Below are 11,976 nucleotides of genomic sequence, written 5' to 3'. Positions count from 1 at the left end.
AAAAACAACTCTTTGCGCATTAAATTAACAGATAAAACATACTCTTATGCTGAAATTTTCAAAACCTTTTTGGGTCGCGAACTTTGTAGAACTACTTGAACGTCTGGCATTTTACGCCGTATTTATTGTAATCACTCTATACCTGTCCAACGTCTGGGGTTTCTCCGATGTGCAAGCAGGCATCATTTCCGGGATATATTCCGCTTTTTTGTATTTACTCCCAACCTTTACCGGTGCCGTTGCCGACAAAATAGGTTTTCGTAATTCCATCATTCTGGCATTTACCTTCTTAACCATCGGTTACGGTGGACTGGGCCTAGTTCCCACAATATTGCAGAGCGCAGGGTTGGTACATTACGGAATGACCACCACCTATTCGGGATTAATCGGAAGCCTACACCAATGGTCGATTATCCCGATTCTTGTTTTTATCGTGATCGGTGGCGCTTTCATAAAGGCAGTAATATCGGGAACCGTGGCTCGTGAAACCACTACGGAAAATCGCGCCCGGGGATATGCCATTTTTTATATGATGGTGAATATCGGGGCATTTTTGGGTAAGACCGTGGTCGACCCTCTACGAAGAAGTATGGGGGATGAAGGCCTGGTCTACCTCAATTACTTTTCCGCTTCCATGACATTTTTAGCACTGATTGCCGTGTTCTTCTTTTACAAATCGGCGCATACCGAGGGTCAGGGAAAGAAAATGCAGGAGCTTTTGCAATCGATGGGCAAGGTGCTGACAAACGGAAGATTGATGATCCTTATCCTGATCATAAGCGGTTTTTGGATGATCCAAAGCCAAATGTACTCTACAATGCCGAAATACGTCATACGACTGGTGGGCGATGGTGCTACACCGGGATGGTATGCCAATGTGAATCCACTGGTGGTATTTATAAGCGTTAATTTTATTACCTCCATGATGAAAAAAAGAAACGCCATCACTTCGATGATGACAGGCATGTTTATTATCCCGCTTTCAGCGTTGGTCATGTCTTTTGGGAACCACATAGGAGATGCATATATCCTGGGGATGCATCCCGTTGCATTCATGATGATTATCGGTATTGCCATGCAGGCGTTGGCCGAATGTTTTATTTCACCTCGCTATTTGGAGTATTTTTCGCTGCAAGCACCCAAAGGCGAAGAGGGATTATACCTGGGATTCAGCCACCTGCATTCATTCTTCTCCTACTTGTTTGCTTTTGGAATATCGGGATTCCTGCTGGAAAAATATTGCCCCGATCCACGCCTGTTTACCAGTGCCGAAGGCATACTCGACAAGGCAGCCTATTCTGCGGCAACAGAGCACGCACATTATATCTGGTACGTTTTTGTAGGAATTGGAGCCATTTCTGCGGTTGCCCTCTTTATCTATTCCAGGGTAGTTAAGCACCTGGATAGGAAGCTTGAACTTGTGAAGCAATAAATTTACTTTATTACTTATTGATCAATATTTAATAATTACTTTGCTTTAATTGCCTATTTTGTCTATTTTTGTCAATGGAAATTCTTTATAAAAATCATGTCATGCGATTAGATTTAAGTTCTTACATTACACTCGAAAGAATACCTCAACGGTATTATAAACCGGAAAACGATTTTGAGGAATACACGCTCAGCCGCTTCGAAAAAATCCCGATTCACATTTTTGAAAAATCGGATCGTGCTGCAAAAAAAGTAGCCAGCGGCATTGTAAAAAACCTGCAAAAACATCAGGCGGAGGGAAAACAGTTTACCCTCGGCGTATCCGGAGGATCTTCACCCATTCAGGTATATGAAGAACTGATCAGGCTGCATAAAGAAGAAGGGGTGAGCTTCAACAACCTGGTGGTATTTAACATTTACGAGTTCTATCCGGTTTCCGAACCATCCCTTACTAATTTACAGTTCATCAAGGACTCTTTTTTGAACCACATCGACATAGACCCCGGGAACATCTACTCGATCGATGCCACAATCGAAAAGGACCTCATCGCGGAAAAGTGTGAGGAGTACGAACAGGCATTGCATCAATTGGGGGGATTGGATTATTTGCTGCTGGGATTGGGAAGCAAGGGAAACATCGGCTTTAACATGCCGGGTAGCAACCTCCATTCACAAACCCGCCTGGTGATGCTCGACGGAGACTCGCGACGAGACATAGCTTCCAGCTACGAATCACTGGACAAAGTGCCCGTCAGCGCTATCACTATGGGTATTGCGGATATGATGCGAGCAAAGAGAATTGCACTGATTGCCTGGGGCGAGCAAAAAGCAGAAAGCATCAAACAAATGGTGGAAGGAAGCGTAACGGAATCGACGCCTGCGTCAGTTTTGCAAACGCATCCGGAAGCAGATGTTTATATCGATCTGGCTGCAGCCAGCGACCTGACCCGTATCAGCCAGCCTTGGCTTGTAACCAATTGTGAATGGACAAGCAAACTTATCCGCAGAGCGATCGTTTGGTTGTGCGGCATTGTGAACAAACCCATTTTGAAACTCACCAACAAGGACTACAACGATAACGGGCTAAGCGAACTCATCACCCTTTACGGTTCTGCGTACAACGTCAACATAAAAATATTCAACGACCTGCAACACACCATCACCGGCTGGCCAGGCGGGAAACCCAATGCCGACGATTCCAACCGTCCGGAAAGAGCAAAACCGTATCCCAAACGCGTGATCATCTTCAGCCCTCACCCCGATGATGATGTGATTTCTATGGGTGGGACCTTTCAGCGGTTAGTGAATCAAGGGCACGACGTGCATGTTGCTTACCAGACTTCTGGAAACATTGCCGTTGGCGACGAAGAGGTTATCCGGTATTTATCGGTCTTCAAAAATCTCATCAAAGAGTTCGAACCGACCAACTCTACCGCTCTTAGCAAGTTATCGAACATATTACACCATCTCTTCCACGAAAAAGGGGTAGACGATATAGACACACCTGAAGTTCGTTTTCTCAAAGGAAGGATTCGCCGTGAAGAAGCTCGCTCTGCAGACAGATACGTGGGGTTACCACACAGCCATGTACATTTTCTCGACTTGCCCTTTTACGAAACAGGAAGGGTAAAAAAAGACCCCATTTCGGAAAGAGACGTGATAATCGTCAAGGACTTTATTGAAAGCATCAAACCGCATCAAATCTATGTTGCCGGCGACCTCGCCGATCCGCACGGAACCCACAAAGTATGTCTGGATGCTATTCTGGCCTCCATCGATTTGATGAAGGATGATGAGTGGTACAAGGATTGCCGCGTTTGGATGTACCGGGGTGCCTGGATGGAATGGGAAATCGACCATATCGAGATGGCCGTTCCAATCTCTCCCGAAGAGTTACGCCAGAAAAGAAATGCTATCCTGCGCCATCAATCGCAAATGGAAAGCGCTCCGTTCCTCGGGGATGACGAGCGGTTGTTCTGGCAACGTTCTGAAGAGCGTAACCGGGCAACGGCCAACATGTACGACAAGCTCGGATTGGCCTCCTATGAAGCCATTGAGGCATTCGTGGAATACAAGCCTTTTCGGGAAAACATCGAAAACCATTAAACGGACAAGGGATCTACAGCACAAAACTGATCATACCAGTTTTTGTTCCAGGGCTATTCGTACCAGGACGGCTGTGTTTCGGGCGTTAAGCTTACATAAGAGTTTCTTCCGGTAGTTATTGATGGTATCCACGGCAAGGAGCATCTGTTCTGCAATTTCAGGATTGGTATATCCATTCACGATATGTTGCAACAGTATCTTTTCCCGTGGAGTCAGCCAAACCTGTTCCACGGAGCGTTTGTTCATCAGAAAGTCAATTTCTTCACACAAAAAAGTTTCGTTGTCAGCTACTGTTTGAATACCCAACAGAATTTCTTCGGGCATGGCATTTTTAATGACATAGCCCGAAGCTCCGTTTTCAAGCATTTGCCGCACGATAGAATATTCCGAATAACTGGTGAGCGCTACTATTTTCACCTGCGGATATTTCTCTTTTATTACGCTGCACAGGTCAATGCCACTCCAATCGGGAAGATTGATATCCAGCAAGATGACATGCGGTTGTTTGAAACTTAATTTCCACAGGCAATCTTCTCCGGTATAACTCACGGCCGTGGTCTGGGCAAATCCGGAATTATCCACCAACTTTTGCAACCCCTCTACCAGGATTTTATGGTCATCAACGATATGAACGGTTATCATTTTGCTCGTTTTTGTCTTTGCTTGCCTACCCTGCTTAACTATATCTTTATCTCCACATCCACCTCGGTCCCCTCACCCGGAGAAGAGTGGATGTTCATGGTTCCGTTTACTGCAGCAACACGTGTCCGGATATTGTTCAGACCCGTACCCGAGGTCTCGGCGGCCGTATCGAACCCCTTGCCATCATCCTGGACATTGAGTGAGATCAGATCAGTGCCACATACCAACTGCACATTTACAACACTTGCCCCAGCGTGTCTTAAAGCGTTATTTATCAACTCGTTTGCAGCACGATAAATAACCGTTTCGAGCTTCTTTTCAACCCGCTGTTCTGCACCGAAGTAATGAAATTTTACGTTTCTGAAGTTTTTACAGAAGTCGCTCAAGGCTGTCTTAAGCCCATAGCGCGAGAGTGCTTCGGGCATCATGTTGTGTGCCACACGCCGGAGCTCCCCGATGGAATTGTCCAGCATTTCCATCACTCTGTTGAAACGTAAAACATCTTCCTCTTCAATAATTACATCCTGCTTCATATCGAATAAATTTAATTTTACTGCCGAGAGCATCCCTCCCAATCCATCGTGAAGGTCGCGTGCAAGCCGGGTACGCTCTGCAGTTTCGCCATTCAGTACGGCTTGCGCGGCGATGAGCTGGTTCTCCTGTTCGAGTTGAAGAATTTTTTGCTTGTTAAGTTCCTCGTTCGTTTTTATCGTTCTGTTGCGTAAATACAATACCAACAAAAAGAGAAACAACCCAACCGTACTCACCAGGAAGATAATGGAATTAAGTTTTTTTTCTTTCTCCAGCGTGCGTATCCTGAGCTCTTTTTTCTCGGTCTGGTACTTCTTTTCCAGTTCCGCCATTGCCTGCTCAAACTCTGCCGTTGAGCGGGTATCGATCAGCTTCCGGTACTTGTCGAAGTATCGCAACGTTTCCTGGTGATGGTTTAAAAATATCCCTGCCCTTACCATGTTCGCATACAGGTTTGAGGTTACGTTGGCATCCGTTGTGTCTGCTTCTATTGCTTCTCTGGCCGACTTCAAGCAATTGATGTAATCTTTCTCGTTAAAATAAATGTTCGACAGGATATTCAACGAACCGGCAATCTGTGTGTCATACCCTATCTCCCGGGTTAAATTCAATGCTTTCAGTGCGTATTCTTTAGCTTTCGGGTAATTGTTATAATCCAGGTAATAAACCATGGCTATTCCCTGAATCGCAATAGCTTCCGATGCCTTATACCCTCCCTTGTGGAATATTTCTGCCGCCTTTTCAGAATATTCCAACGATGATTTAAAATCTTTTCGTTTAAGGGCTATCCTGCTGAATCCCTCGTATGCACGCCCTATATTATACAGATCATTGGCCTCTATACTCTCTTTTTCCAGTTCCGAATAGTATCTTTCGGCCTGGCTTAAGTTTATCAGGCTATAATATAATGTAGCAATGTTTCCGAGCAGCGACCGTATACGCTCCTTGTTGTTATGCTTCTCAAACACAGGGAGAGCTTTCAGGTAATAGGTAAGAGCTTCCTGATAGTTCCCCGATACGTTGTGCACATTTCCGATAGCCCCGTAAACGGCAGCTTCCAGTTGTTCATCTTTCAGGAGGATAGCCTTTTCAAGCGATTTGTTTAAAAACAGTTGAGCCGTATCCATCTGACTGTTCATGTAGTAGGCGACTCCTAAATTTCGGTAAAGCCGTGCCTCCATAAGCAGGTTCTGGTCCGACTTTGCTCTTTCAATACCCCGCACAGCGTATTTTATTGATTTTTCAAAATTATCGTCGAGATAGTTCCAGCTTAAGTCGTCGCATACCGTCAGGAACTCTTCCGATGACAGGTCACTGCCGTTCAACACATTTTCCAAACTATCTAAATTCTGAGCAAACCCGTTCATGCAAAGCAAGTACAGCCCAAGAAACAGGATAGTCGTTGGTTTTCTTTTCCTGAAAGTGATCATTGTGTTTAGTTATTAGCATTTTAGTACGTTGACAGCAGCAAATGTAGATTGTATTGCCGACACAAAATTAAATTTATTCACAGTAATTAAAAACTCCCTTTTGGGTCTATTTTTTACTTTTCCCAGTCCGTAAATTTGTATCCTAAGAATCGGATAACGTGAGAAAAATACTTCAATAAACAAAAGTAAAAATCAGTGTTTTATGGAAATTATTAGCAAAGTAAAAAACATTTTGTTGAATCCCAAAACAGAATGGGAAGTAATATCGGAAAAAAACGATACACACTTGAAAGTATTAACCGCCTACCTTATTCCTCTGGCACTCATCCCTGCTATTGCGGGATTCATCGGGTACGGGATCTTCGGATTCAACCTGATGGGAATTCATGCGAGTTTCGCAAATATCGGTATCCGTCACGCATTTACTTCATTTATCTCTACACTAGGAGGAGCTTACCTGTCGGCATGGATCATTGCCTTTCTCGCCGATAAGTTTGAGTCCATCAAAAATTTCGATAAGGCATTCTCTTTGGTCGCCTACTCCTATACGCCTATGTGCGTGGCAGGGATACTCTTGTTGGTTCCCAGCTTGTCGTTTGTGGCAACGTTGGGAGGGCTGTATGGCCTCTACCTGCTTTACCTCGGAATCGCGCCCGTGATGAAGACACCCGAAGAGAAGAAAAACACCTATTTCATCGTGAGCCTGCTCTGCGTGGTAGTGGTTTCGGTCCTCGTTTCTGCACTCCTGGGTGCCCTGATCGTTTCGTCCTCAAGATTCATTTTTTAAATAGACAGATCATGAAAAAAGTACTTATCCTGTTAGGTTTTTGCCTGTTGTTTAACACGCAGGCCGATGCACAAAAATGGCTGAATAAACTGGGAAATGCGGCAAAAGATGCAGCAAAGAATGCCGTAGAGAGACGCGTGGAACAGAAAGCGGAGGAGGTAACCGAGAAAGCAATGGATAAAGCGGAAGAGTCGGTGACGAAAGAGGATAAAAACAAGAAATCCGCCTCAAACGAAGAAGAAGAGGAAGGTGCCATTGTTACGGAGGAGAAAGGCGAAAATATGGCCGCCAACACTTCGCAAAAATTAACGGGCACCAGCCAGTACGATTTCGTGCCGGGCGATCAGATCCTCTTTTACGACGATTTCTCACAGGATGCTATCGGCGACTTTCCGGCCCTTTGGACAACAAACGGCAGTGGTGAGGTGAAGTCGGTGAATATCGCTCCCGGCAAGTGGTTTCATATGAACGGGGAAGATGCGGTATACTGTTATACCCGTCAGATCGATTTTCCGGATAACTTTATCGTTGAGTTCGACATTATCCCCGATGAAAAATATCAATACGGAATCCAGTTCACACTCTACCAGGAAAATGCAGATGACCCGAAAGAGATGAACGACGATTTATATCCGGGTGAAGCAGGGCTACATGTCGATCTGGGATATGACCGCTGGGATACCAAGGGTTACAAGGAAACACAGGACTGGCTTACCGGACAGGCAACGAAAAATACGGTTGTCCGTGAAAAGGAAAATCACGTCATCCTCTGGGTACAGAAACGCAGGGTGCGTATCTATCATCAGAACGCTAAAGTGTTGGATATGCCCACCAACATCTATCCCAACGTGAAGTTCAACCGCATGCGATTCTCGGGATGGGACCGATACAGTGCACCCTACGTGTCGAACCTGAAAATCACCACAGCATCGCCCGACACCCGCAGCAAACTGATTACCGAAGGAAAGCTGGTCACCTACGGCATCACCTTTGATGTGAACAAGGCGGATGTAAAACCCGAATCGTTCGGCACACTGAAGAGCATCGCCGATGTGTTAAAGGAAAATGGACCGGTAAGAGTTAAAATTATCGGGCATACCGACAGCGATGGAGATGATGCCAAAAACCTGGAGCTATCGCAACGCCGTGCCCAATCGGTAAAGAACGAGCTGGTCAGCAAGTTCGGAATAGACGCATCGCGGATAGAGACGGAAGGAGCCGGTGAAACCACCCCCGTTGCGCCCAATGATACACCGGCTAACAAAGCATTGAACCGCAGGGTTGAATTTGTGAAGCAGTGAGAGCAAAATCAAATTTGTTTGAATTTTGCCTAATCGTGAAACAAATCAACGGAGTTAAATTGTTAAACTCTAACTAAAAAAAACATCATGAAAAAAATTGCCACTTTATTACTGTGTCAGTTGATTCTTTCCTACGCACTTGCAGTAAATGTGAGGGATACAATCAAGGCTGTTGCTCCGAATGATCCAAACTTATTGCTGCCGGACATGAACATCTTGATGAACCAACTGAACCAAACTCCCGAACTGCAGCAGATGCTGGAAGGTTTTCAGGATGCCGGTGATTTGCTTCAGCAGTATAACGGAGATTCACAGGTTTTGGTGTTCGACGTACCGGCGGAGTTGCTCCAGATTCTTCCTGAAGGCTGCCGTACGCTGGGCAAAGCAAGCTGTATCTTGTATCCTCTTTTTGCGGGAATCCAGTTTGACACCTTGACCGGAAGGAACGACGGCAAGGGTTACAATTTCACCGTCATCCTTTCTCTGTATGATTCAGACAGTCAGAACGAAGAAGTGAGGGGACGAACGGAAATGGAGAAGATGGCATTGGATATGAAGCTCGAGAAGATAAAAAGCGGGATACATCCAAACTACGACCAGAAGCTGGCAGATATCAAAACCCGGGAGTGGGGGGGCGGCGGAAGCTACAACTATATGGCAGAGTGGGACGGTAAGGAACAGGTGCGTTACTCCAGCTACTATGCTGGACAGGTGGGGGATGTGTTTTTTTCCCTGGAAGCAGACGGTGACGACACTGCGGTTCCCTTGATGGTGGCAGAGAAGCTGGCATCACTGGTCAAAGAAAAAATGACATACAGATCGCTGAAAAGCAGGATAGTCAAACAGTAAATTTGTCGGTATAGTACTCGACAGCAATCACTCATTTAAAAGAAATAATCATGAAAAAACTTCTATCCTTTTTATTGGTGGCCCTCATATTGGGCAGCTGTACCGGAGAAAAGAAAGGAAAAGAATCCGCCGGGAAGGAATTATCGGTGAAAGAACTGCAGGCTGAGGCCGGGAAGAAAAGATATCCCCTTGAACAGGGAATCATACGTTCCACTTCTGAAGCCATGGGAATGAAGATGGACATAGTTACCTACTTCGACAAGTGGGGAGAATGGGAAGCGATTGAAACAACGGTGCCGATGGAGGTTATGGGAGAGGACTATTCCTCACACACCCTGGAGATCATAAAAGGTGAAGACCACTGGAAGATAGACCTGAACGAGAAGACAGGCGAGCATTATACCCAAGCAAGGGCAATCAACCCCATGGGTATCGATGTGGAAACAATGACAGATGAGTTTTTGGGGAAAATGAACATAGAGGATCTCGGCGAAGTGGAGTTCCTGGGATACAAGTGCCGGGAGATGCGCATGAAGGGTGACAAGGGAACTTTTATGGATTATGTAATGTGGGGCAATGTGATGATGAGCATGGAGGGAGAGGCAATGGGCATACAGACCTCTTTACAAGTGACATCGGTGGAAGAGGCGGCTCCTTCGCAGGAGAAGTTTGAACTACCCGAGGATATCCGGTTCACCGACGAGCAATAATGCTTTCTCATCCATGAAACAATTATTACTTTTACTTGTGGCGCTGACATTCGCATTTGCTGTCTGCGCCCAAATACAAATCCCTGATGACATAAGCCGGATTCTGGAAAAAGCAAAATCGGGAAAGGAACTCTCCGAACAGGAAAATACCCGGCTGGAACAGTGGGGAGCATCAATGGAGAAGCAATTTGATGCATTGGACAAGCAAACGAATAAGAAAGATCCGCAAGCGGCCGATACGAAAAGCAACGAACCCTGCCCGGAAAAAGTTGACGTCTCCTCGTTGTCTGCCCTGACACGTGAAAAGTACGTAGAACTTGCCCGGTCGCTGATGACGGCCTATGGCCCGAAGACGGGCGATCTGCAGAAACTGGATCGAATATTGGAACAGACGGCAAAGCCGACAGACGGTGCCGATATGGGAGCGGCTTTTGTGATGACGGGAGCAGGTTCTGCCTCTGTATATGCCATAGCATGGAGTGCAGCAAGAAGCCCGGACGATCTGCTGACTGCCAACAATCTGGGTGTAGCACTCAAAGATATGGGCGAATATGCTAAAGCCATTCAGGTATTACAGTATGCCAATGAGTTAAAACCCAATATAGGCCTTGTTCTTTGTAACCTTGGCTGGGCTTATCGTGAAGCCGGCGATAATGCAAATGCCACACGTATGTTCGAAAAAGCGTTGATGGCTGCCCCCGGGATGAGCTCCCCCTATCTGGGGCTTGGACTGATTGCACAATGCGAAGACAATCATGCGAAGGCTGTGCAGTATTTACGAAAGGCGTTGAGACAAAAATATTCGACTGTTGGTTTTGCTGCCATGGCAAAGGCACAGGAAGCAACCTCCGCCTCACAGCAGCAACCCAGCACACCCCGTCCGCTGGCGGATGAAAAAGGAGACACCGGAGGACTTGAGATTCCCGATTTACCCGTATATGAGAACAAGGGTATGATGGCAGGCCAGGAGCAGTCTCTCAAGCTTTATTTGACGCAATTGGATGCCCGGGAACAGCAATTGTTGTCCCGCCTGCTCTCCGCTTCGGAGCGGATAAGAAATCAGCAGTTGCATGCGTCGAAAGATCCGGACAATGCGATGGTCTTTCAACGGGATTTTTCGAAAGAGCTCATGCAATTCAGTGACGTCACCATGCTGTTATTTGGTGAAAACAGCAACTACGGCCGGGCAGCACAGGAAGGATCAAAATTGTTGGAAAACAACGCGAAAAGAATGGAACAACATCTGCCCACGGTCGCACAGGATCAGGAAAAACATCTGCAGATGCTGGAACAAATGCAGGTCCTCTTTGAAGAAGGAATGAAATGCGGTGATAACGAGTATTGTCAGAAACAGGTTGAAGCCAAAATAAAGAAGTTACAGTATGAGATTGATCTACTCATGTTCAAGATGTGTAGGATGCAAAAGGGAGACATGGAGTCCTCCTTTTCAGCTGCCTGTAAAAATTACGCGCTTGTTTCCGGTGCATTAAAAGAGGCGATATCTGATTTATATGCATTTACCAATCCCATCATTGAACGGATGTATGCGCCCAGCCTCAACGAGTATTACAATCTCTATCGGGAGATGATCGCGCTCAGTCACCTTAAAATAGCCGCAGGTTTTGCTGCTGGAATACCACCCCTTGCCAACCAACTCAACGGGATGATCTGTGTGGAGCCGGAGCCGCCGCAGCCTCCTGTACCACCTGCAGATCCAACGCTGCCCGCAAAAGAGAAAAAAGAATGTCCGCTGGGTGAAAAGGGTATAGGAGGTGGCATTGGAGTCTTATCGTTTGAACTCAGCTGCGAACATGTGAAACTGTCTGGCGGCGAGGGTATCCTCTGGTCGGTCAAGCGCGATTTCAACAAACACGAAACCTCTATCTGGGGAGGCGTGGGCGTGAAAGGAGAATATGGCCGGGGCAATGCCACCGTGGAAGCAAATGTAGGGATGGAAGTCACCTTCGGACAGGGAGATGCCGTGAAAGATGTTGCATTCACCAGCAGTGTGAAGGCAGGTGTGGGGGGACTGGCCGAAGCGGAGATCAGCGGACGGTTTGCCCTGGAGGGAGGCCCATCGGTGGATGCTTCTGCAAACTTCACGCCTCCCGGCTTGGGAGATTTGATGCCTTGACCTGTAGTCAGTCTTACGATCTGATCGTGGTTTAATGGATGCAGTACTAAACTTA

The 11,976-nt window shown here is 46.4% G+C and carries 9 protein-coding genes; 7 read left to right on the top strand and 2 right to left on the bottom strand.

Annotation, left to right across the window (positions count from 1 at the left end):
* The first annotated feature begins 46 nt into the window (after positions 1-46).
* Both KCV26_11725 and KCV26_11720 read left to right on the top strand, forming a co-directional pair.
* The gene (locus KCV26_11725; protein ID WZX35967.1) at positions 47-1,432 is read left to right on the top strand and encodes an MFS transporter; all 1,386 of its coding nucleotides are present in this window, start codon (positions 47-49) and stop codon (positions 1,430-1,432) included.
* A 101-nt stretch (positions 1,433-1,533) separates the two neighbouring features.
* Positions 1,534-3,537, top strand: coding sequence for a glucosamine-6-phosphate deaminase (locus tag KCV26_11720; GenBank protein ID WZX35966.1), 2,004 nt, complete (start codon positions 1,534-1,536; stop codon positions 3,535-3,537).
* A 30-nt stretch (positions 3,538-3,567) separates the two neighbouring features.
* Here KCV26_11720 and KCV26_11715 read toward each other — a convergent pair whose 3' ends face one another.
* Both KCV26_11715 and KCV26_11710 read right to left on the bottom strand, forming a co-directional pair.
* Entirely contained in the window at positions 3,568-4,179 is a 612-nt protein-coding gene (locus KCV26_11715) for a response regulator transcription factor (protein WZX35965.1), read from the bottom strand.
* Positions 4,180-4,217: 38 nt separating this feature from the next.
* A complete protein-coding gene (locus KCV26_11710; protein WZX35964.1) occupies positions 4,218-6,140 on the bottom strand; it encodes a sensor histidine kinase in 1,923 nt (640 codons plus the stop codon).
* A 202-nt stretch (positions 6,141-6,342) separates the two neighbouring features.
* On the opposite strand from KCV26_11710, the gene KCV26_11705 reads away from it, so the two are divergent.
* From KCV26_11705 to KCV26_11685, 5 genes are all read left to right on the top strand, one after another.
* The gene (locus tag KCV26_11705; protein ID WZX35963.1) at positions 6,343-6,927 is read left to right on the top strand and encodes a YIP1 family protein; all 585 of its coding nucleotides are present in this window, start codon (positions 6,343-6,345) and stop codon (positions 6,925-6,927) included.
* Between the two features lie 824 nt (positions 6,928-7,751).
* Complete coding sequence (locus KCV26_11700) at positions 7,752-8,228, top strand: OmpA family protein (GenBank protein WZX38387.1); 477 nt, start codon at positions 7,752-7,754, stop codon at positions 8,226-8,228.
* 87 nt (positions 8,229-8,315) lie between these two features.
* Positions 8,316-9,077, top strand: a complete 762-nt coding sequence (locus KCV26_11695; protein ID WZX35962.1) for a hypothetical protein — start codon at positions 8,316-8,318, stop codon at positions 9,075-9,077.
* A gap of 50 nt (positions 9,078-9,127) precedes the next feature.
* On the top strand, positions 9,128-9,787 hold the full coding sequence (locus tag KCV26_11690) for a hypothetical protein (protein WZX35961.1): 660 nt from the start codon (positions 9,128-9,130) through the stop codon (positions 9,785-9,787).
* Between the two features lie 13 nt (positions 9,788-9,800).
* Positions 9,801-11,921, top strand: a complete 2,121-nt coding sequence (locus KCV26_11685; protein WZX35960.1) for a tetratricopeptide repeat protein — start codon at positions 9,801-9,803, stop codon at positions 11,919-11,921.
* Positions 11,922-11,976 lie beyond the last annotated feature (55 nt).

Source organism: Petrimonas sulfuriphila, assembly GCA_038561985.1.
Classification (GTDB): Bacteria; Bacteroidota; Bacteroidia; order Bacteroidales; family Dysgonomonadaceae; genus Petrimonas; species Petrimonas sulfuriphila.
Note: the sequence above shows the minus strand (reverse complement) of the source record. Positions and strands in the feature narration are given on the sequence as shown.